The organism is Donghicola eburneus, assembly GCF_900115865.1.
GTDB lineage: Bacteria > Pseudomonadota > Alphaproteobacteria > Rhodobacterales > Rhodobacteraceae > Donghicola > Donghicola eburneus.
Genome location: NZ_FOXY01000005.1, coordinates 1 through 22,312 on the forward strand (window position 1 = coordinate 1; position 22,312 = coordinate 22,312).

The window sequence follows — 22,312 nt, forward strand, 5'->3', positions numbered from 1 at the left end:
GCCATGCGAAACCTCCATCTGCTGACGCAGACCTTCTCGCAGGACGGCCAACTCTCAGGAACACATCAAATCAATGGGGTATGGCCGTCGCATACGGCGCAGGGATGTGGGAGGCCGCTCTACTGGCCGACGGGGTTGCTCCTGCCGATCTCTATCCGCTGGACCTGAAGCGTGCTCACGCCAAAATCGAAGGGTTCAAAGAGCATATCGGTGCCTTCTGGGGTGGCGGCGCAGAAAGCCAATCGCTGCTCTTGAACGGGGACGTATCGATGGCGCTGATCTGGAACACTCGTGCGAGCCTTTTGGAAAAGGACACAGACGGCGACATCAGCTTTATCTGGCAGGACGGGATCGTCGGCCCAGGCGGCATCGGTGTGCTGAAGGGTAACCCCGGCGGCAAAGAAGCAGCGATGAAGTACATCGCGGCCACCCAAGATCCTGCGCGTCAGGCGATGCTATTCGAACTGATGGGGAACGGTCCGTCGAACCCCGCTGCCGACGCTCTGATCGCCGAAGAGAACCGCCGCTTCAATCCGATGGATCCCGAGAACCTGCCCAAGCAGGTGCCGCTCGACACAGACTGGTACGAGGAAAACTACGGGTCGGCCTTGGATGATTATCTGAAAATCATCTCTGCCTGATCCCTCTACAAACCGGCCCAAGTCCTTCGGATCGCACAGCTCCCTCCCTGCGATCCGAAGGCGCCAAAGGAGCCTTCATGCGCGCCGCACTTTTCCTGACATCTCCTCTGCTGCTTTTTCTCGGTTTCAGCTATCTGTTGCCGTTTCTTGGGATCATGCAGCTTAGCTTTACCGATCCCTCTTTCGGTTTTTCGCAATACCAGCAAGTCCTGAGTGACCCTCTGACGCTCAGCGTGATTTGGCGGACCGTTCGACTGTGCCTGATTGTGACCGTCGTTTCGGTGAGCTGCGCTTATGTGATTACGCTTCTCTGGGTGCGTGGGCGGCCCGTGGTGCGGTTGCTGACCGAGCTTTGCATCATGATCCCCTTCTGGATCTCTGTCCTGAGCCGCGCCTTTGGTTGGCTGGCGATGCTGTCAAACCGCGGCCTGCTGAATACCTGGCTGAAAGACATGGGGCTGATTGACAGCGCCATCCAGATGACCCGCAATGAATTTGCCGTGGTCGTAGGCATGTCCCACTATCTAATCCCGTTTGCGGTCTTCCCACTGGCAACCGCGATGCGCAACGTGGACGAGCGTGTGCTGACGGCTGCCGACGGAATGGGAGCCTCGCGCCTTCGTGTGTTCTGGCAGCTCTTTGTGCCGATGACCGCGAGTGGTGTGATGGGCGCCTTTCTTTTAGTCTTTGTATTCTCGATCGGGTTCTACGTCACGCCGGCGCTGCTCGGCGGGGGCCAGTCGGTCCTGATCGCAGAGTTGATCTACCTGTGGATTTTCCAAATCCCCCAATGGGGCGTCGCCGCTGCGATGAGCGTGGTGTTGATGATCGCCGTAGGCGGGATCCTTTACCTGCTCATGCGCCGGTACGGGGAGATTGCCCAATGACCCGCCTCCATCCCGGCACGATTGCCACCCTTTTGTCTGCCATTGTCGCGCTGTTCCTGCTGATGCCGTTGATAGCCGTAGTGCCGGTCAGCTTTACCTCGCGCCGTTATCTGAGCCTTCCTGATGGCAAGTTTTCGCTGCGCCACTACGCATCGTTGTTCGAGGACCCGGAGTGGGGTGCGAGCCTGCTCAGCTCCATTCAGGTCGGTGTGCTGGCTAGCTTTTGTGCTGTCATTCTGGCCAGCGCGTTCTGTATCGGCATCTGGATGCTGAAGCCGCGCATGGCAGGATTGATGACCGGCTTTGTTTTGTTGCCCATGGTCGCGCCGCCCGTGGTGTCATCGCTCACGCTGTACTTTTTTCTGAACAAGCTGTCGCAGTGGAACAGCATCATCGCATACGATAAATTGGGCGGCGTTGTACTGGCGCACACGGTGATGATCGTCCCCTATGCAGTGGTCGTGATCATGGTAGCGCTCAGCCAGCTAGACCGCCGTATCGACCTTGCTGCCCAATCCATGGGGGCAAATGTTCCCACGCGTGTGTTTAGCGTCATTCTCCCCAATGTCCGCTTTGGCCTCATCGGAGCATTTTTCCTGTGCTTCTTGCTGTCGTGGGACGAAATCGGCGTGACTCTTTTTGTCACCTCTGTCGAAACAGTGACCTTGCCGCGCCGCATGTGGATGGGCCTGCGTGACAACGTCGATCCAGCAATCGCAGCGCTCTCGGTTCTTCTGATCTGCGTGGTGACTTTGATCATCGTGCTCCGTGCCGCAGTGCACCTTCGCCAAGCCAGAAACGGCGGCTGATCCGCCTCTCTTCCCCAAAACTTTGACTTCCCCAGAACAATAGGGTGCCCCATGTATTTTGGTCTAACCGACGAACAAGAAATGATCGTCTCGACCGTTCGCAGCTTTGTCGAGAACGAGATCTACCCCCACGAGGCCGAGGTCGAACGCCTTGGCGAGGTACCCTCCGAGATCGCTCGGGACATCAAACAAAAGTGCATCGATTTGGGCTTTTATGCCTCGAACTTCCCCGAAAGCGTAGGCGGCCCCGGTCTCAGCCATGTGGATTTCGCGCTGGTCGAGCGCGAGTTGGGGCGCGGATCTATGGCGCTGACCCACTTTTTCGGGCGGCCTCAGAACATCCTGATGGCCTGCAAGGGCGAGCAAATTGACAAATACTTGCTGCCTGCTGTTCGCGGCGAAAAGATGGACGCGCTCGCGATGACAGAGCCTGATGCGGGTTCCGACGTGCGAGGGATGAAATGCTCTGCAGTGCGCGATGGCGGCGACTGGGTCGTCAACGGCTCGAAGCACTTCATCTCTGGCGCAGAACACGCCGACTTCGTGATCGTGTTCGTAGCAACCGGCGTCGATGATACTCCACGCGGCCCGAAAAAGCGGATCACCTGTTTCCTTGTGGATCGCGGCACACCGGGTTTCGAGATCGCACGCGGTTATAAATCTGTGTCCCATCGCGGTTACCAGAACAGTATCCTCTACTTCGATAACTGCCGCCTGTCCGATGCGCAGGTCCTTGGCGAAGTTGATGGCGGCTTTGATGTGATGAACGAGTGGCTCTATGCCACCCGGATCACTGTCGCGACAAACTCGGTTGGACGTGCGCGCCGCGTGTTCGACTATGCTCTGGCCTATGCGGCAGAGCGCAGCCAGTTCGGCCAGCCCATTGGCAAGTTCCAAGGTGTTAGCTTCCAAATTGCCGACATGATCACAGAGATCGACGCTGCCGACCTGCTAACACTGTCAGCCGCGTGGCGTCTGGATCAGGGGCTTCCCGCCAACCGCGAGATCGCCTCGGCCAAGGTCTATGCTTCGGAGATGCTGGCCCGCGTGACCGATGCTGCGCTGCAAATTCACGGCGGGATGGGGCTGATGGATGAACTGCCCATCGAACGTTTCTGGCGTGACGCGCGGGTCGAGCGCATCTGGGACGGGACCTCTGAAATCCAACGACACATTATCAGCCGGGAACTCTTCCGGCCTCTTGGAGCCTGATCGATGGAACCGCTCAGCCGTTTTCTGTCACCGAAAGCTGTCGTTGTCATCGGCGGCGGCACTTGGTGCGAGGCCGTGGTACGCCAATGTCGCGCCACTGGCTTTGACGGACCAATCTGGCCGGTCCATCCCAAAAAGCCCGAGATCGGTGGACTGCTAGCATATCCCGATCTCGCATCTTTGCCCGGAATTCCGGATGCAGCGTTTATCGGTGTGAACCGCGAGTTGACCGTCGACGTGGTGGCCCAGCTATCGGCGATGGGATGCGGTGGTGCAGTCTGCTTCGCCGCTGGTTTCAGTGAGGCTGCGTCAGAGCTTTCGGATGGGGAGGCCTTGCAGGCAAAGCTTGTTGAGGCGGCGGGCGACATGCGGGTCTTGGGACCGAATTGCTACGGGATGGTCAACGGGCTGGATAAGGTAGCGCTTTGGCCAGACCGTCACGGGATCACCCCTGTGGACAAAGGCGTTGCTGTAATTGGCCAGTCTTCGAACGTGCTGATCAATCTGACCATGCAGCGGCGGGGATTGCCCTTGGCGATGGTCGTAGCGGCGGGCAATCAGGCACAGACCGATATGGCCGATCTGGGGATCGCTTTGCTAGAGGATCCGCGTATCACCGCCCTTGGCCTGCATATCGAAGGGATCAGCAGCATTCCGGCCTTTGAGCGGCTGGCAGCCCGCGCGGCGGAGCTGGACAAACCCATTGTTGCGCTGCGGGTCGGAACGTCTGTCCAGGCACAGGCGGCAGCGATTTCGCACACAGCTTCGCTCACCGGCAGCAATGCGGGTGCACAGGCACTGCTCAAGCGTTTGGGCATCGCCCAAGTCTATAGCGCCACCGAATTGATTGAGACTTTGAAGATCCTTCATGTGACCGGCGGGCTCGCGTCGTCCCGTATCGCTTCAGCTTCCTGTTCCGGAGGAGAGGCGTCCTTGATGGCAGATATGGGCGAAGTCTCTGGCGTGACCTTTCCTGAATTGACGGTCCCACAGGCCGAGAAACTCAGGCAGGCGCTCGGCCCTAAGGTCGCGTTGGCGAACCCATTGGATTACAATACCTATATCTGGGGCAATGAAGAGGCTTTGACGAAGACCTTTACTGCGCTTTGTCAGGCGGACCTTGGGCTGGCCTGCATCGTGGTGGATTATCCCCGCGATGACCGTTTTCAGGCGCCGGACTATGATCAGGTCCTGCGTGCGGCAGCGCAGGCACGAGTAGAAACAGGAACGCCTGTCGCTCTTGTCTCCCTGATGTCCGAGGGACTGCCAGAGCGCGTTGCATCCGAAGCCATGTCACTGGGAGTCGTGCCTCTTTGTGGGATGGGAGATGCGTTAAGGGCGATTGCTGCATCGGTGCGTGCGCCTCTTGGCGATCGGAACGCTTCGTGCGCGCCCGTTTTAGCTCCAATTCAACTACCGAATGGCGCTCGCATTCTGTCCGAAGCAGAGGCGAAGGCCTTGCTGTCGGCAACTGGCATCCGGGTCCCGGCATCGGTTCGCGCCGCCTCTGCCGGTGCGGCAGGGACCAGCGCGGAAAATATCGGATTTCCCGTGGTACTCAAAGGGGAAGGCATTGCGCACAAAACCGAAGCTGGCGCGGTCGTGCTGAACCTGACTACGGCGGCGCAGGTAATAACCGCAGCAAGTCAAATGCCTGCGGACAGCTTTCTTATTGAAGAAATGATCACGGGCACAATCGCCGAACTGATCGTGGGCGTGACCAATGATCCGGCCCACGGATACGTTCTGACCATGGGCCTTGGCGGTATTCTTACCGAATTGATCCGTGACACTGCCTCGGTCTTGATCCCCGCCACACGGACAGAGGTCCAAGACGCAGTCCTCAGTCTGCGCACGGCATCTCTGCTGACGGGCTATCGCGGTCGCCCCGCAGCCAAGATCGAAGCTATCGTCGATAGCGTCATGGCCTTGCAGGGCTTTGTGCAAGCTAACGCCGGGACGCTGCACGAAGTCGAAATCAACCCATTGATTTGCCGCGCGAATGACGCAGTGGCAGCAGACGCCCTTATCCGAATGGAGGACCGCATATGACACACTCCAATGTGCTGACCGAACGACGTGGTGCCGTGTTGGAAGTGACCCTGAACCGCCCCAAAGCGAATGCCATCGACATGGCCACATCGCGTGAGTTGGGCGAGATATTCACCGAATTCCGGGATGACCCCGATTTGCGGGTCGCTATTATCACTGGCGCTGGCGAGAAATTCTTTTGTCCCGGCTGGGATCTGAAAGCCGCGGCCAACGGTGAGGCCGCGGATGCGGACTACGGCAAAGGAGGTTTCGGCGGCCTGCAAGAACTGCGTGGATTGAACAAGCCTGTGATCGCCGCTGTCAACGGCATCGCTTGCGGTGGCGGACTGGAACTGGCCATTTCTGCCGACATCATTTTTGCAGCGGATCATGCCACTTTTGCCCTGCCGGAAATCCGCTCCGGCACTGTGGCAGACGCCGCGACGATCAAGCTGCCAAAGCGCATCCCTTACCACATCGCGATGGAACTCCTTTATACCGGTCGCTGGTTCGACGCCGAAGAGGCCCATCGTTGGGGGCTTGTGAACCGCATCTTGCCTGCTGCCGATCTGATGTCAGCGGCGCGAAAGATGGCGGATGAGTTGGCATCTGGCCCGCCATTGGTCTTTGCCGCGATCAAGGAAATCGCGCGTGAAGCCGAGGATATGAAATTTCAGGACGCGCTCAATCGCATCAACACCAGCCAGTTCGAAACGGTCGAGCGCCTGTACCGCTCGGACGACCAGAAAGAAGGCGCCCGCGCCTTTGCCGAAAAACGCGATCCGGTCTGGAAGGGCCGATAAAGGAAACGAATTATGCCTCTGACTATGAACAGAAAACCCTTTATCACCGCAGCGATCACTGGCGCGGGCATGACGCAGGACAAAAGTCGGCTGGTCCCCCGATCGCCTGCAGAAATCGCCGAGGCTGCGATTGATGCCGCCAAGGCGGGCGCAGCGATTGTTCATTGCCACGTGCGCGATCCCCAGACCGGTGCGCCGTGCCGCGACCGCGCCCTGTTCCGCGAAGTGACAGACCGCATCCGGTCCGCTGAAGTGGACGTGGTGCTGAACCTGACAGCGGGTACGGGCGGGGATCTGACGTTTGGCGCTGCCGAAACCCCAATGGAGCTGATCACTGGCGAAACCGACATGATCGGTGCGACAGAGCGCATGGCCCATATTCGAGACTGCCTGCCCGAGATCTGCACTCTGGATTGCGGATCAATGAACTTTGGCGATGGCACTTACGTCATGACCAATACCACCGCGATGCTGCGGGCGATGGGACAGCAGATGACTGACCTCGGGGTGAAACCAGAGATCGAAGCCTTTGACACCGGTCACCTTTGGTTTGCGAAACAGCTGGTCGAGGAAGGCGTGATAAACGGTCCTGCTCTGGTCCAGCTGTGCATGGGCATTCCGTGGGGTGCGCCGAGTGATCTGAACACATTCATGGCGATGGTAAACAACGTGCCAGCGGATTGGACATGGTCTGCCTTCAGCCTTGGTCGGGACGAGATGCCTTATGTCGCCGCGGCGGCCTTGGCGGGTGGTAATGTGCGGGTCGGGCTAGAGGATAACCTCTATCTGGATCGCGGTGTCTTTGCCACGAATGCGCAACTGGTTGAAAAGGCTGCTACACTCCTTAGCAACATGGGCGCCAGCCCGATGACACCACAAGAGGTGCGCGATCAGTTGGGTCTGGGCAAACGCGACATGCCGGTGCCCGCATGAGCGGGGCAAAGACAGCAGCCATTATCGGCGGGGGCGTAATCGGGGGCGGTTGGGCTGCCCGCTTCCTGCTAAACGGCTGGAACGTCTCGGTCTACGACCCCGATCCCGACGCAGCCCGCAAGATCGGCGCGGTTCTCGAAAACGCGCGGGGGTCGCTGCCCGCTCTTTATGACCGCGCGCTGCCGCCCGAAGGACGGCTTACCTACTGCCAGTCCATCGCTGAAGCTGTGAAGGACGCGGATTGGGTGCAGGAAAGCGTTTCTGAGCGGCTGGAGCTAAAGCATGAAGTTTACGCAGAAATCATCACCGCTCTACCTAGGGGAGGTTTCATAGCGTCCTCCACGTCTGGCTTCAAAGCCTCGGATCTCGCGTCCAAGGGGGCGCCGGTTGTGGTCGTTCATCCCTTTAATCCCGTGTATCTCTTGCCGCTGGCCGAGATTTCTGGCGCCGCTGATCTACGGACCAAAGCCCTACCGATTATTCAATCTATAGGGATGTTCCCGCTCGAACTAGGGGTCGAAATCGACGCCTTCATCGGCAACCGCTTTCAAGAGGCGATCTGGCGCGAAGCGCTGTGGATGCTGAAAGATGGCATAGCCACGACCGAGCAAATTGACAACGCAATCCGGATGGGGTTTGGCCTGCGTCTGGCCCAGATGGGCATGTTCGAAACCTATCGCCTTGCTGGAGGCGAGGCGGGGATGGAGAACTACATGGCGCAGTTCGGACCATCTTTGCAGTGGCCTTGGTCGCGGCTTACCGATGTTCCAGAACTTGATGCTGCGTTGACGCGTACCATTGCGGATCAATCCGACGCGCAATCCGGCCATATGACCATTTTCGAACTCGAAACGCTGAGGGATGATAACCTGGTTGCTATTCTGCGCGGCTTGCGCCGAACAGCCAGCGGGGCAGGGGGGGTGATCCTACAGCACGAACAAACCCTGCCGGTCGGCGGCGAGAGAGACGGCCTGCCGATCACTCTGCGTCAAGCTGTGCCTGTCACGTGGACCGACTACAATGGCCATATGAACGAGGCCGCCTATCTGGAGCTAGGCACATGGGCCACGGATGGGCTGATGCAACTGATCGGTGCGAATGCCGAATATATCGCCGCGGGTGCCAGCTTTTTCACCGTGGACACCCGAGTTCGGTATTTGGACGAAGTCCACCGCGCAGAACTTTTGACGGTCACAACTCAGGTTCTGGAAGGGGCAGGAAAAAAGATGAAATTGTTTCACCGGATTCACAAACCGGATGGAGCGGTGTGCGCCACGATCGAGACTCTGTTGCTGCACACCGACCTACGAACGCGCCGTGCTTCCGAGCCGTTGCCAGAGGTGGCGGCCAAGCTGACGGCTTTGGCCCGTGCGCACAAATGCTATGACGCTGTTGGTGCTGGCGGCGCTGTTGGTCAACGGATGTAAAGGCTGGAGAATAAGATGACCCCCGAAGAGCAGAAAACTCGCGAAGAGCTTGCCGCGTGCTATCGTCTGGCAGCCAAGCACCGATTTACCGACCTGATTTACACGCATATCACCGCCCGCGTTCCGGGCTCTGACAACCATTTCCTAATCAACCCATACGGCTGGCGCTGGGAAGAGATCACGGCCACTTCCTTGGTCAAGATTGATACCGAGGGAAACAAAATTGATGGCGGTCCTCATCGGGTCAATCCCGCCGGATTTACCATTCATTCGGCGGTCCACATGAACCGGCACGATGCCGCGTGGATTATGCATACCCACACACGTGCGGGCGTCGCTGTGTCCTGCATGGAAGAGGGATTGCTCCCCCTGAACCAGATTTCGCTGCAGTTTCACAACCGCATCGCCTACCACGAGTTCGAAGGGATCGCGCTTGATTTGGAAGAACGGGAGCGCATCGTCGCTGATTTCGGAACACATCCGGTGATGATCCTGCGAAATCACGGTTTGATTGCCACGGGGCGTTCCGCTGCCGAGATGTTCTCGCACATGTTCTATCTGGAGCGATCCTGCGAAATCCAGATCGCCGCCCTGTCCACTGGACGCTCATTGAAGATGATCGACGAAGCAATCTCTGATCGCGTTCACGGCCAATATGTTCAGATGAACGAAGAGGATGGCGATCTCGCGCTGGAATGGGCCGCGCATCTGCGATCGATCGAAGGTGTTGGTAGCGACTACCGCTCCTGAATTTTTGACGCCCCGCAACTAGTAGCCCGCGGTGCGATCAACGGCCAAGCTCAACGGCAGACCGGCCTGCATTTCCAGAACGGTCTGCCTGAGTTGGCTTGCTATTGCCTTGGCAGACGCCGAACTCGCGATGTGCGGAGTAATTCGCAACGAGGGGTGATCCCAGTACGAATGCCCAACTGGCAGGGGTTCTTTCCTGAACACATCCAGACTGGCACCGCGCAAATGCCCGCTCTCAATCAGGGTCATCAAATCTTCTTCGACCAGATGCTCGCCGCGGCCGATTTGAACCAGCCAACTGCCGCGCCGCACTTGGGACAGAGTTCGCATGTTCAGAATGTCAGCGGTATCCTTGGTCAAAGGCAATACGTTCACCACAAAGTCGGCGTCAGTCATCGCGGCTTGAATGCTCTGCGGTCCATGCTGATACCGCAGGCCGGACAGGGGATCGGCTGGCGGCGTGCGAACCGCCACGCAAACATTAAACCCGAAGGCCACACAGGCTTCAGCGACACAGCGCCCCATACTCCCACTTCCCAAGATGGTGACGTTTACATCCGAAGGGCTTTGAAGCGGGATTTCGGACCAAACCTGGTTACGGGCTTGGTCTGAGAGCGTGTCAAAGTCTCGCTGAACGTGCAGAATTTCATGAACAGCGAAAGCGGCCATCTGCTGACCTTGCTCCGGATCACGTACACGGCAAATTTGGACATGTTTCGGGAGTCCGGGATGCTTTAGCAAGGCATCGACGCCCGCGCCAACAGCCATAACGAACTTCAAATTTGGATAGAGATCAAATGCTCTAAGCTCTGGCCGCCAACACAGCGCGAACTCGACGTCTGCCTTTTCGCAAATCTCGGACGGGTTCGAGATCGACATTCGGTGTTCCGCTGCAGCGTCAATGCTTGCACCATATGCCTCGGCCAGATCGTGGCTCGATGACAAAAACACACCTTGGCTACAATTTTGCATAAGACCTACTCATTCATTTTTGGTCAGATAAAAGCAAAATTAACTATGAAAATCTGTATTTTCCGTGGTTTCCAGAAAGGAAAAATCCGACGCGACTGTCCTGCCTAAAATTTAGGACGGAGAGTGTCCAACGGTGGTGCCAGAGAAGCTGTTAAAGCGTACACCATGCATCGTCCACCTACCTATCTTGGCGTAAGGCGGCGTCTGTGGTCGCCGTCCTGAGAGCAAGGAATTTCTGACTTCCGAGGTCTGTGATCGACGGCGAACTTCTGTAAGATCTCTCTTCGCGGCATTTTCAGAAGCTGCAGGCCGGGATGGTGATCAGCGGATCAGATCCAAATCTGACCTTCGAGTTTTTCGCTCGCAGCGATTAACTGGTTATCCCGATCCGGATCTGTTCGATCATTTCGCCCATTCAAGTTATCGTCTTCTTACACTCCCATGGCACCTGTCCTTGCTAATTTACATGAAGATCATGCCACGCTTGCAAATTCCAGATCTTTGTAATCCTCGTGTTTTGTCAGCATTGCCCAGATTTGGCGCACCATTTATAAGCAAGAGCGATCGTGACAAGCATCGTGGGCTTGCGCGCCAACACGCGAGACCGCCAACTCCCCATAGTGACCGAGCGCAATCCAAGCTAGTTCAATCGCGACATTGCGCCAAAGATCAGAAGGCGTCGGATATCGGCCTGACCTGCTTTGGTCATTCGCCCTAAGCGTTCTTTGCCTCCAGATGAGTGTTGCCTAGGCACAAGCCCCGGCCAAGCTGCGAAGTTACGTCCGGTTGTGAACACTGCCATGTCAGAACCAAAAGCCTCTGCCGCGATGGCTGTGATTGGGCCAACAACGGGCATGGTCTGAAGTCGGCGCGCCCGATGGGACTCGTCCGCTAGTGCCTTTAGTCTCGTCGTGCGCTCAATAATACGCGCCGTTTTCTCAGCAATCTGGGCCAGCAGGTCGATGCACTCCTCCCGGATGAGGCTATGCAAGTCAGATGTGTCATCCTCTACGAGAGCTTTCATCCGGCTCAGGCTGCGGATGCCCTGGGGGAACACATGCCCAGTTTCATGCAGTAGCGTCCGCAAAGCATTCACATCAGCAGTACGTTGATGCACCAAACTTTCTTTGCCACGAAACACTGCGTCGCGCGACTGCTGCTCTTGTCTACCGTCAGCGCCAATGGGACATTTTAGGTTGATTTGATAAGAGAGGGTTTCTGGCCCATCGTAACCACCAAGGAGTGGAGATGAGACAGAAACCCGGAACCAAACAGAGCCCCGGCGAGAAGATTGTGAAGGACATCTGACCTGCCACACGCAAACAGTATTCGGCAGAAGAGAAGATCAGGATCGTACTGGACGGCCTGAAAGGCGAGCACAGCATTTCTGAGCTGTGTCGCCGAGAAGGCATTTCGCAGAGCCTTTTCTACAGTTGGTCCAAGGAGTTCCTCGAAGCTGGCAAGAAGCGCCTCGCCGGTGACACCGCGCGTGCGGCGACATCGACCGAGGTCAAAGATCTGCGCCGTGAGGCACGCGATCTGAAGGAAGTCGTGGCCGAGCAGGCCCTGGAACTACGGCTGCTCAAAAAAGCATGCTCGGGGATGGGGGCGACGACGAATGAGATATCCCGCATCCGAAAAGCTGGAGATCATCCGCCTCGTTGAAGGCTCGCACCTGCCGACCAAACGTACGCTGGACAAGCTCGGCATCCCCAGAACGATCTTCTATCGTTGGTATGATCGGTATTTGTCCGGTGGCCCCAAGGCGCTTGAGGATCGCAGCCCTAGGCCATCACGGGTTTGGAACCGCATTCCCGAGCCAGTGCGCGAGAAGGTCAAGGACTTGGCCTTAAAGGAATGCGATCTGTCGCCAAGCGAACTGGCTGTGCGGTTCACCGACACGGAAAAGTACTTTGTGTCAGAGGCTTCGGTTTACCGCATCCTCAAATCCTACGATCTGATCACCAGCCCGGCCTATGTGGTTCTGTCCGCCGCAAATGAGTTCCACGACAAGACCACACGCCCGAACCAGCTCTGGCAGACCGACTTAACCTATCTCAAGGTCATCGGCTGGGGTTGGTTCTATCTGTCGACAATTCTCGATGATTACAGCCGGTACATCATCGCTTGGAAGCTCTGCACGACGATGAAGACCAGCGACGTGACCGACACGCTGGACTTGGCCCTGCAAGCCTCCGGCTGTGATAGGGCAACGGTTCTGCACAAGCCACGGCTCCTGTCGGACAATGGCGCCAGTTATATCTCTGGGGAACTTGCCGACTGGCTGGAAGACCGGAAAATGGATCACGTCCGCGGTGCCCCTTATCACCCGCAAACTCAGGGCAAGATCGAGCGTTGGCACCAGACCCTGAAGAACACGATCTTGCTGGAAAACGACTACCTGCCGGGCGATCTCAGGCAAAAGATCGACGCCTTCGTCGACCACTACAACCATCGTCGTTACCACGAGAGCCTGCAAAACCTCACGCCCGCTGACGTCTACTTCGGGCGCGGCCAGACCATTCTGAAACAGCGAGAAAGGATCAAACGAAAGACCATCGAAACCCGGCGCTTGCTTCACCGAAAAACCGCCGCATAATCAAACCAACCAGATGAGCCAAACCCTCTCTTAAATCAGGCTGCAATCTGTCACAAAATCCCTGACGACGGAAAACTGTTTGCGTGTGGCGCGGAGGATGTCCTTCACAATCTTTTCGCCGGGGCTCTGTTTGGTTCCGGGTTTCTGTCTCATCTCCACTCCTTGGTGGTTACGATGGGCCAGAAACCCTCTCATATCAAATCAACCTAAAATGTCCCATTGGCGCTGACGGCAGACATACGGCTGCTCGACAACTTTGGCGGGCATTTGATGATCTGTCTCGGCGCTTGGCGAAATGCAGTTTCCTATCTGAATTCGTACATCAGATGACCTAGAACGAGGCCAGCTTTTGGAAATGGTTGGGTTCGGGATCGGACGAAGGCGACTGTGCGCAAGCTGTTGTCCTTTTAAACCTGAGGGCACCGATGGGCAGCCGCCCTCTACGGTCAAGCGAGGGCTGCCTTCATACCTCTTAGGTATGATCGCATATCTCCCCGAGCATTGTAGGAACACCATCGCATCGGCACGTTTGACGCGAATTGCCAGAGGGAGGAACGACTGTGCGCAACATTACCATTGAGAATATTACCGAGGCCGTCATCAATTCGATGGATGCAGGAATTCCCGCACGCAACATGGAGATCATGAAAGCCGCACTGAAGCACGTGCACGCCTTCATGAAAGAGGTCGATCTGACCTATGATGAGTGGCTCGAAGCCATGGAGTGGATGCGCCGCGCAGGCGAGATCTCCAGCGATGCCCGCAACGAATTTATCCTGATCTCCGACATTATCGGGGTCGAGGTTCTGGCCGACATGCTCGACAAGAAGCCGACCCACAACGAGACCATTTCCACCGTGCTCGGCCCGTTCTACCGCGAGAACCCACCGGTTCTGGAAAAAGGCGCTTCCATCATCCAGAAGGACTTCGAAGGTCAGGAAACCGTCCGCGTGTCGGGCACGATCCGTGATACCGATGGCAACCCTGTGCCGGGCGTGACCATGGATGTGTGGGAAGATGCGCCGAACGGCCTCTATGAGCAGCAGGACCCTGATCAGCCCGATTACAACCTGCGTGGCCGCTTTGTCACCGACGAGAACGGCGAATATGAATTCGTTGCGATCCGTCCCGTGCCTTATCCGATCCCCTATGACGGGGCTGCGGGCGAGCTGCTGAAGTACATGGGCCACCACCCTTGGCGTCCCGGCCACATCCACTTCATGATCATGAAGGACGGCTACAAAACCCTGATCTCGCAGATCTACGACAGCACCACAGAATACCTCGATAACGACAGTGTCTTTGCCGTGAAAGAGGAACTGATCGGTGACATGACCAAAGCCCCCGAAGGCGCAGACACCGACATGGTGATGACCTTCGACTTTGTGATCCGCGACAACGCTCTGATGGAGAGCGTCGCCGCCGAGTGATCGGCGCTGGCTGGAGGGGAGCTTCCCTCCAACCTTCCAAGGAGCGGCGCGTTTTTCTGTGCCGTTCCCCAAACTGACCATCCGGAAAATATCATGAACACGCCCCTCGCAGCCAAAGCGCTCTCTGGTCAGCCTTGCGATCATCTGGAAGAGGCAACGCGCGTCCGCGCCGTGACCTCTTGGATCATCGAGGCGCCAACCCGTCGCAAGCACAAACTCTCGAACACCTCGATCAGCTATCAGGGCTACGTCTTTGTCCGTGTGACGCTGGAGAACGGGGTCGAAGGGTTCGGCGAGGCGTCCACCTTGGGTGGTCCCCGCTGGGCCGAGGAAAGCGTCGAAGCGATCAAAGCCAACATTGACACCTACCTGGCCCCCGTGCTGATCGGGAAACCGGCGTGCCTGCTAGAAGCCGCGGCGGGCGAGATGGCCAAGGCGGCCAAGCGCAACAACGCGGCAAAGTCTGCACTGGACATGGCGCTTCTGGATGCGACAGGCAAAACGCTCGGGGTCTCGGCTCATGTGCTGCTCGGCGGCGCGCGGAGGCGGTCGTTCTCGGCGATTTGGGCGCTGGCCTCGGGCGATGCGGGCCAAGAGGTCGAAGAAGCCCAAGGCATGATCGAAAAGGGCTGGTTCAACCGCTTCAAGATCAAGTTGGGTTTTGCCGATCCTGCCACCGATCTGGACCGTCTGGCCGCGCTGCAAAAGGCGCTGCCCTTAGGGACGGACATTATCGCGGACGTGAACCAAGGCTGGTCCGAGGCCGATTTCATCCGCTTCATTCCTCGGCTCGCCGATCTTGGCGTGAGCCTGATTGAACAACCTCTGCCGGGCGGACAAATGGCGGCGATGGCGCGGATCGCGGCGCGCTCCCCCGTTCCGATCATGATGGACGAGGGTGTCTTTACCACCGAAGAGGCGCTGGATGGCTGCTCCCGCGGCGCGGGCTCTGTGCTGTCCCTGAAGCTGTGCAAACACGGCGGGGTTCATCAGCTCAAACAGGTGGCAGCCGTGGCACAGGCCGCTGGCGTGCAGCTCTATGGTGGTTGTCTGCTGGAAAGTTCGGTCGGGGCTGCAGCCCACCTGCATGCCTTTGCCACGCTGCCCGATCTGCACTGGGGGACCGAACATTTCGGCCCCAAAATCCTGATCGAGGACCTGTGCCGCAACGGCCTGAAATACGAGAATTTCGAGGTTCATTTGCCCGACGGGCCGGGGCTTGGCGTGACGCCGGACCTGGACCTGATCGAGAAATACGCCCGCAAAGACTAAGGAAATCCCAATGACAAGTGATCTACGTGACCGCTTTGAGGACATGGGGCGCAAGCTCGCCGAGAAGCCTCATCTTCTGCGGCTTGGTGCGCTGTTCTCGGAAACGGTTCTGATCGAGATTGATGGCAACGAGTACTATCTCGCGTTCCATCGCGGCGCACTCGAACGCGTCACCGAAGGTCCCAGCCGTCAGACACCTTGGCGGTTTGCATTGCGCACTGATGGCGAGGCACTGGCGAAATTCTGGGAACCGATGCCCGAACCTACCTTCCATGACATCTTTGGCTTTGTGAAAACCGGTCGCGGTCGCATCGAGGGAGATATCCTGTTGTTGGTGAAAAACCTGCGTTTCTTCAAAGAATTCATGGCGCTGGGTCGCCAAGAGGAGGCCACAGCATGAGCGCGTCGAACTACGAGCCGATCATTGGCCGCTACGTGACGATCGAGGTCGCTGGCCGCAGCTACCGCGTCTATGTGGAGGAGGCCGGTCAGGGCCAGCCCGTCATCTGCTTTCACACCGCAGGTGCTGACAGCCGCCAATGGCGTCACATTATGAACGATGCAGAGATGACCGCGAACTACCGCTTCATCGCGCCGGACATGCCGTGGCACGGGAAATCCTTGCCTCCCGAAGGCTTCGAAGAAGAAGAGTACCTGCTGACCACCGACGTTTATGTCGAAACGGTCCTGAAGCTGGTCGCGGCGCTAGGCCTTGAAAACCCTATCTACGCGGGCTGCTCTATGGGTGGACGGATCGCACTGCAATTGGCGCTGAACAATCCCGAGCCCTTCAAAGGCTTCATCGCGATCGAGGCTTCGGACTTCCAGCCCGCATGGTACGACATCGACTGGTTCCACCGCCCCGATGCCCATGGCGGCGAAATGGGGGCCGCTCTGGTGTCGGCCAACATCGCGCCCCAAGGGCCAAAGGCGGAACGCTGGAACACCCAGTGGATGTTCATGCAGTCCGGTCCGGGCGTGTTCCGCGGCGATCTGAACTTCTACACCAAGGACGACAGTCTGGTGGGCAAGCTTGGCAGCATCGACACCTCGGGCAAGCCCGTGCACATCATGGTCGGTACCTACGACATGACCTGTACCCCCGAAGACGCCAAGCGCACCGCGGATCAGATCCCCGGTGCAACCCTTGCGGTCATGGAGTGGATCGGGCATTTTCCGATGAGTGAAAATCCGGCCACTTTCCGTCCGCATTTCATCGAGGCACTCGCCAAGATGGGGTAGGGTGGCCACCGAGGGCCGCTCTTGGAATTCAAACGTCTGAAATACTTTATCGCCGTGGCCGAGGAGTTGAACTTCGGCCGCGCCGCTGTGCGTCTAGGAATGGCGCAGCCGCCCTTGTCGCGGCAGATCGCGGCGCTCGAAGATCAGCTCGGCGTCAAACTCTTTGACCGCAGCCGCAACCAGATCCGCCTGACCGACGCGGGCGCTGCCTTCTTGCAGCGCGCACGGGATATCCTACGCGATCTGGACAGCGCGTATCGAGAGGCAAGGTTGATCGGCCAAGGCGGTGCGGGCCAGCTGCGGATTGCATTCGTCGGATCGGCCACCCACGGGCCGCTGCCGGGCCTCATTCAGGCCTACCGGTCGAAATACAAGAACGTCGATCTGTCCCTGTCCTCGATGAACAACGCCGATTTAGAACGCGCCCTGATCCGCCGCGACATCGACATCGCTGTGGCCCGACCGTATCTAAGCGGGTCAGAAGAACTGCGTTCAGCAGAACTGTTCCGTGAACCGTTGATCTTGGCGATCCCTGATGGCTCACCCTTTGCGGATGCGGCCCGTTCTCTTGATCTGCGTGATCTGTCAGAGGAACCTTTCGTTCTCTATCCCCGCCGGCCAAGGCCTTCGTTTGCAGACTTCATCCTGCGGGTCTGTGCTGAGAACGAGGTCACCCCAAAGGATCAAATTTTTGCTCAGGACTACCAGACAGCAATATCGCTGGTCTCGGTTGGGGTAGGGGTCGCGATGGTACCAGAGAGCGTGTCGCGTTCGCCGCGCTCCGGCGTGGTTTACAAGCCCTATACAGGGCACAACCCGGGTACCAGCCTGACGGCCCACGCGCGGCTCGACAATCGCAAGCCGCAGGTGATGAACTTCTTTTCTCTGCTTCAGTCTTTTGCGCGGAGCGGGACAGACTAAGCGGGCAGAAGCGCCGATACAGAGCACGCAAGCACGGCGCCTCTCCGTGCCTGCGTCCCGTTAATGATCAGTATTTGTAGGACTGACCGCCGTCGATCGTGATGACCGCACCGTTCACGAAATTTGCCTCTCCGGACAACAAGAAGGCTGTGAGCGCCGCGACCTCTTCGGGTTTGCCGAAACGCTTCATCGGGTTGACCGACACAAACTCTTCACCAACCTTTTCCCAATCATCGCCACCCATCTGCCGAAGCGATCCTTCGACCATCGCGGTCATGATCGCACCCGGCGCAATCGCGTTGATCTGAATCCCGTATTGGCCGTACTCGATTGCACTGTTGCGGGTCAGGCCGACGACGCCGTGCTTGCTGGCCGCATAGCCCGACTGGTTGCCGACTCCGCGAATGCCGCCCACGGACGCTGTGTTCACAATAGCGCCCGAGCCCTGTTCACGCATGACCTTAAGCACTTCGGCCATGCCAAAGAACACGCCATCTAGGTTGATCGAAACGACCTTGTGGAACTCGTCCGCGCCGAAGTCTTCGGTCAGGTTCTGCTTGCCTTCGATCCCAGCGTTGTTGAAGAAACCATCGATGCGGCCGAACTTTTCGATCGTCTTGGCAACATAGGCTTTTACGTCGTCCAATTCCGCGACGTTGGCTTTGACCACCAGTACGTCCCCGCCGAGTTTGTCTGCCAGCGTGTCCAAGGCGTCTTTGTTCAGGTCCACGAGCACGAGCTTCGCACCCTCTTGCGATAGGCGCTCTGCCGTTGCCTCGCCTAGGCCGGATGCCGCGCCGGTGACGATGACGACCTTATCTTCAAAACGTTTCATCAGTACGCTCCTTCACTATAAATTCCACAATCCATGCGAAGGAGGTATGCTGTTAAAAAGGAAGTGCAAGTGGCTGAAAATAATGCATTTACCAGTCATCAAAGGAATGAGCAGACGCATGTCAATCCACGCACGGAGATGACAGGATTGTCATCATCATAGGCGGCTAAGAGGCATCTTTGGGGGCCGTGATCCGATGATAGTCCGAGGGTTCGCGGTGCATCGCAAAGTTAAAGATGTTTGCGCGGATTTCGGTGCAACGGTCCAAGTCGACTTCGGCCGTGATCACCTCGTCTCCGACGCCCTGCGCCTTGGCAATGATTTCGCCGGTTGGGGCGACGATGACACTGCCGCCGATCAGATCGCAACCCTCTTCGTTCCCTGCTTTGGCCACCGCAACAGCCCAGAGGCCATTCTGGTAGCAGCCTGCCTGAACCGAGAGTTCATTGTGGAAGTACTGCAAGTGGTCATGCTCGGGTGCGGGTGGGTAATGCAGGGGCGTGTTGTATCCCAGTACGACCAACTCTGCGCCTGCCAGGCCCAAGGACCGCCATGTCTCGGGCCAGCGGCGGTCGTTACAGATGCACATCCCCGCCTTACCATCGAATGCATCAAAGGCATGAAAGCCCAGATCTCCCTTTTCGAAGTAGTACTTTTCGAGGTGCTGAAAGGGTCGCCAGTCCTCGAATTCGAAGTGCCCGGGCAGGTGGATCTTGCGGTATTTGCCGATGATCTCTCCGGACTCGTTCACCATGATCGCTGTATTGTAATGGTGTCCATCCGCCGTGAGTTCTGCGTAACCGAGGTGAAATCCAATCCCGAGTTCTCGCGACAGATCAAACAGCGGCTGGGTGTCTGCATTCGGCATCTCGGTCTCGAACCATTGGTCGATGTCGGCTGGGTCAGTGAAATGCCAGCGCGGGAAAAAGGTTGTCAGCGCCAGTTCAGGAAAGACGACGACCCGCGCTCCGCGGGCTTTGGCCGCGCGCATCAGGGCGCACATGCGGGCCACGGCAGAGGCGCGGCTTTCGTCTCGAGCGATCGGGCCGAGTTGCGCGCCAGCGACGATGAATTTGCGGCTCATTTCAGGCCTCCTGTCAGGTCCAACACCACGTCGAGCAAGACTTGAGCGCCTGCCTCGATATCCGTGGCATCGGTGTGTTCGTTGATGTTGTGGCTCAACCCCTTGTTCGAAGGGACAAAGATCATGGCGGTCGGGCAATTGGGCGCGAACATTTGCGCGTCGTGCCCCGCGCCAGAGGGCATACGTTTGACGGGCAGTTGGCGGTTCTGGGCGGCGGTTTCGACCCGCGTAACCAGCGCGTCGTCGAAAACCACGGGCGCAAAGCGGGCGAGGGGGCGGATGTCCAAGGTGCATTCGGCCGCCTCTGCGATCTGCTGTGCCTGAGAGAGAAGACGGTCCGTCGCCGATGTCAGGATGTCTCCGTCTGTGTTCCGCATGTCCACGGTCAGCCGCGCACGGTCTGGGACCACGTTGACAAGGCAAGGCGAGACTTCGAAGACGCCGACGGTGGCCACCTGCGGCTCGCCGAGCTCTTGGGCCATCTCATCTGCGAGCCTTGCGATCGCAAAGCCGACCTGTCCCGCATCGCGCCGCAGCGACATGGGCGTCGTGCCCGCGTGGTTGGTCTGGCCGCGCACGGTAAATTCTGTCCAATGAATGCCTTGGACGCCCGTGACGGCGCCGATCTTTAGTCCCTCGGTCTCGAGCACTGGTCCTTGTTCGATGTGCAGTTCCAGATAGGCGGACGGGGTGATTGGCAGGTCCTGTCCGGCATAGTCGATCCGGCGCAATTCCTCTCCGACCAGTGCGTCGCCACTGGTGGCGCGCGTTGACAGCATCTCGTCTAGGTCCAATGCGCCTTGGTGCACGCCCGATCCCATCATGTCGGGGGCGAACCGCGCGCCTTCTTCGTTGGTAAAGGCTGCGACCGCAACCGGCAGGTCCGTTTCTGTTTCGCTGGCGTTCAGAGCAGCAATGACTTCGAGCCCCGCGAGAACGCCAAGCGCTCCGTCATAGAGGCCCCCTGTGGCGACTGTGTCGATGTGCGATCCGATCATCACCGGCGCATCTTCGGTTCGGCCCGCACGAATGCCCCAGATGTTTCCGATGGCGTCTATGAAGACCTCGCAGTTTAGCGCGTGCAGGCTCTTTACGAACCAATCACGGCCCGCTTTGTCGGCATCGGTCAGGGCTAGGCGACAGACCCCGCCGCCGTCTCGTGCGCCGATCGCGCCAAGCTCGTGGACAGAGGCCATCAAGCGCTCGATCGAAATCTGCGGTGTCATGCGGCGCGGCCCCGCACTTCGTCGCCCATCTCGCCGACCAGTTTGGCATAGAGGGCGGCATCGGTGTCGCCTTCGGTGCCGAACACCAACACCCGAGAGGTTGCAGATAGACCAAGCAGCGCCGCAGCCTCTGGGTCGGACAGAGCGGCCGAGAGACCTGCGAGACCCGCAACGGCGGACTCACCTGCGACGATCGGAGTATCGCCGTCTTTGGGGTAGGCGAGGAGTTTCATCGCGGCCACGGCAGCCTCGTCGGTGACAGCCATCACCGCGTCCCCGTGATCGCGCAGAATTTCCCACGCGAGGGCAGAGACTTCGCCGCAGGCCAGACCGGCCATTAGGGTGTCGAGGTCGCCTTCGACTGCGGTCAGTGCACCCGCTTGGATAGACTCGAGGACACAGGCCGACTTGTCAGGGTCACACAAAACGACCGTTGGGCGGTCCGTACCGAACTTGCGCACAACATGGGCGGTTACGGCAGCGGCCATGCCGCCCACACCAGTCTGTAGGAAGATATGGGTCGGGGGCGTGTCAATCGCGTCGATCGCCTCGGCGGCCATTAGCTCGTAGCCCTGCATGACGTCTTTGGGTACTTCCATATAGCCGGGGTAAGAGGTGTCTGAGACCACAAACCAGCCCTCCTTGGTGGCCGTTTCCTGCGCCTCTCGTACGCTGTCGTCGTAGTTGCCAGCGCAGCGGATCACCTTCGCCCCATAGGACTCGATCGCGGCTTTTCGGCCTTCGGACACGGTGGCGTGGATAAAGATCGTGCAGTTGCAGCCAAAGGTTTGTGCGCCCCACGCGACAGAGCGCCCGTGGTTGCCGTCCGTCGCGCAGCAGACGGTGATCTGCGAGACCAGATCATCACGGGCGCGTCCGGTAATCTCGGACATAGGAACGGGCTGCCCAAGGGCGTCTGATACTTTGGCTCGCAGCAGGCGCGCAACGGCATAGGCCCCGCCGAGGGCCTTGAAACTGCCCAGACCAAAGCGTCCACCTTCGTCTTTGTAATGCAGAGCCGCGATCCCGAGGTCCGCCGCCAAAGCGGGCAGGGACACGAGCGGCGTTGGAGCATAGCCAGGCCAGTCAGAAATCGTATCTCGGGCTGCGCTGAGGCCTGCGTCCGACAGGATCGCATTCTGCGCTTCGGTCCAAGGATGGGTCTTCGCGGCCATCTGGTTCAGGGTGAGCGTAAACGCCGACGGGGTGCCAGCATGGCGCGTGAGTGTGGTGGTCAT

General features: G+C 58.5%; 20 protein-coding genes and 1 pseudogene. 15 read left to right on the forward strand and 6 right to left on the reverse strand.

Going from position 1 to position 22,312, the window contains the following annotated elements; genetic code table 11:
• The first annotated feature begins 80 nt into the window (after positions 1-80).
• The 9 genes from BM225_RS09690 (at position 81) to BM225_RS09730 (ending at position 9,493) form a co-directional block, all read left to right on the forward strand.
• A complete protein-coding gene (locus tag BM225_RS09690; RefSeq protein ID WP_245780452.1) occupies positions 81-641 on the forward strand; it encodes an extracellular solute-binding protein in 561 nt (186 codons plus the stop codon).
• 77 nt (positions 642-718) lie between these two features.
• The gene (locus BM225_RS09695) at positions 719-1,528 is read left to right on the forward strand and encodes an ABC transporter permease (RefSeq protein ID WP_072706815.1); all 810 of its coding nucleotides are present in this window, start codon (positions 719-721) and stop codon (positions 1,526-1,528) included.
• A complete protein-coding gene (locus BM225_RS09700) occupies positions 1,525-2,337 on the forward strand; it encodes an ABC transporter permease (protein WP_072706814.1) in 813 nt (270 codons plus the stop codon). The genes BM225_RS09695 and BM225_RS09700 overlap by 4 nt, the downstream gene beginning before the upstream one ends.
• A gap of 51 nt (positions 2,338-2,388) precedes the next feature.
• Positions 2,389-3,549: an acyl-CoA dehydrogenase family protein gene (locus tag BM225_RS09705; RefSeq protein ID WP_072706813.1), complete on the forward strand. Its 1,161-nt coding sequence runs from the start codon at positions 2,389-2,391 to the stop codon at positions 3,547-3,549.
• A gap of 3 nt (positions 3,550-3,552) precedes the next feature.
• On the forward strand, positions 3,553-5,601 hold the full coding sequence (locus BM225_RS09710; RefSeq protein WP_072706812.1) for an acetate--CoA ligase family protein: 2,049 nt from the start codon (positions 3,553-3,555) through the stop codon (positions 5,599-5,601).
• On the forward strand, positions 5,598-6,383 hold the full coding sequence (locus tag BM225_RS09715; RefSeq protein WP_072706811.1) for a carnitinyl-CoA dehydratase: 786 nt from the start codon (positions 5,598-5,600) through the stop codon (positions 6,381-6,383). Before BM225_RS09710 ends, BM225_RS09715 begins: the two co-directional genes overlap by 4 nt.
• A 12-nt stretch (positions 6,384-6,395) precedes the next feature.
• On the forward strand, positions 6,396-7,316 hold the full coding sequence (bcoG, locus tag BM225_RS09720; RefSeq protein WP_072706810.1) for a 3-dehydrocarnitine:acetyl-CoA trimethylamine transferase BcoG: 921 nt from the start codon (positions 6,396-6,398) through the stop codon (positions 7,314-7,316).
• The gene (locus BM225_RS09725; RefSeq protein WP_072706809.1) at positions 7,313-8,743 is read left to right on the forward strand and encodes a carnitine 3-dehydrogenase; all 1,431 of its coding nucleotides are present in this window, start codon (positions 7,313-7,315) and stop codon (positions 8,741-8,743) included. Before bcoG ends, BM225_RS09725 begins: the two co-directional genes overlap by 4 nt.
• Before the next feature lie 15 nt (positions 8,744-8,758).
• Positions 8,759-9,493 carry a class II aldolase/adducin family protein gene (locus BM225_RS09730; protein ID WP_072706808.1) on the forward strand — a complete coding sequence of 245 codons (735 nt, stop codon included), beginning with the start codon at positions 8,759-8,761 and terminating at the stop codon, positions 9,491-9,493.
• Positions 9,494-9,511: 18 nt separating this feature from the next.
• Here the strand turns inward: BM225_RS09730 and BM225_RS09735 are convergent, their stop codons facing one another.
• A complete protein-coding gene (locus tag BM225_RS09735) occupies positions 9,512-10,465 on the reverse strand; it encodes an NAD(P)-dependent oxidoreductase (RefSeq protein WP_072706807.1) in 954 nt (317 codons plus the stop codon).
• 640 nt (positions 10,466-11,105) lie between these two features.
• On the reverse strand, positions 11,106-11,582 hold the full coding sequence (locus BM225_RS09740; protein WP_072706804.1) for a transposase: 477 nt from the start codon (positions 11,580-11,582) through the stop codon (positions 11,106-11,108).
• A gap of 131 nt (positions 11,583-11,713) precedes the next feature.
• On the opposite strand from BM225_RS09740, the pseudogene BM225_RS09745 reads away from it, so the two are divergent.
• From BM225_RS09745 to BM225_RS09770, 6 genes and pseudogenes are all read left to right on the forward strand, one after another.
• Positions 11,714-13,064 (forward strand): annotated as a pseudogene (locus tag BM225_RS09745) (IS3 family transposase).
• 560 nt (positions 13,065-13,624) lie between these two features.
• Positions 13,625-14,494 carry a dioxygenase family protein gene (locus BM225_RS09750; RefSeq protein ID WP_092464219.1) on the forward strand — a complete coding sequence of 290 codons (870 nt, stop codon included), beginning with the start codon at positions 13,625-13,627 and terminating at the stop codon, positions 14,492-14,494.
• Between the two features lie 93 nt (positions 14,495-14,587).
• Entirely contained in the window at positions 14,588-15,766 is a 1,179-nt protein-coding gene (locus BM225_RS09755) for a muconate/chloromuconate family cycloisomerase (protein ID WP_092464220.1), read from the forward strand.
• A 10-nt stretch (positions 15,767-15,776) separates the two neighbouring features.
• Positions 15,777-16,166, forward strand: coding sequence for a hypothetical protein (locus BM225_RS09760; protein ID WP_072706800.1), 390 nt, complete (start codon positions 15,777-15,779; stop codon positions 16,164-16,166).
• Positions 16,163-17,008 carry an alpha/beta fold hydrolase gene (locus BM225_RS09765; protein WP_072706799.1) on the forward strand — a complete coding sequence of 282 codons (846 nt, stop codon included), beginning with the start codon at positions 16,163-16,165 and terminating at the stop codon, positions 17,006-17,008. Before BM225_RS09760 ends, BM225_RS09765 begins: the two co-directional genes overlap by 4 nt.
• 21 nt (positions 17,009-17,029) lie before the next feature.
• On the forward strand, positions 17,030-17,929 hold the full coding sequence (locus BM225_RS09770; protein WP_072706798.1) for a LysR family transcriptional regulator: 900 nt from the start codon (positions 17,030-17,032) through the stop codon (positions 17,927-17,929).
• Between the two features lie 67 nt (positions 17,930-17,996).
• On the opposite strand, the gene BM225_RS09775 is transcribed toward BM225_RS09770, so the two are convergent.
• From BM225_RS09775 to BM225_RS09790, 4 genes are all read right to left on the reverse strand, one after another.
• Positions 17,997-18,764, reverse strand: a complete 768-nt coding sequence (locus BM225_RS09775) for a glucose 1-dehydrogenase (protein WP_072706797.1) — start codon at positions 18,762-18,764, stop codon at positions 17,997-17,999.
• Positions 18,765-18,930: 166 nt separating this feature from the next.
• Positions 18,931-19,848, reverse strand: coding sequence for an N-carbamoyl-D-amino-acid hydrolase (locus BM225_RS09780; protein ID WP_092464222.1), 918 nt, complete (start codon positions 19,846-19,848; stop codon positions 18,931-18,933).
• The gene (locus BM225_RS09785) at positions 19,845-21,074 is read right to left on the reverse strand and encodes a Zn-dependent hydrolase (protein WP_072706795.1); all 1,230 of its coding nucleotides are present in this window, start codon (positions 21,072-21,074) and stop codon (positions 19,845-19,847) included. The genes BM225_RS09780 and BM225_RS09785 overlap by 4 nt, the downstream gene beginning before the upstream one ends.
• Entirely contained in the window at positions 21,071-22,312 is a 1,242-nt protein-coding gene (locus BM225_RS09790; RefSeq protein ID WP_072706794.1) for a diaminopropionate ammonia-lyase, read from the reverse strand. Before BM225_RS09790 ends, BM225_RS09785 begins: the two co-directional genes overlap by 4 nt.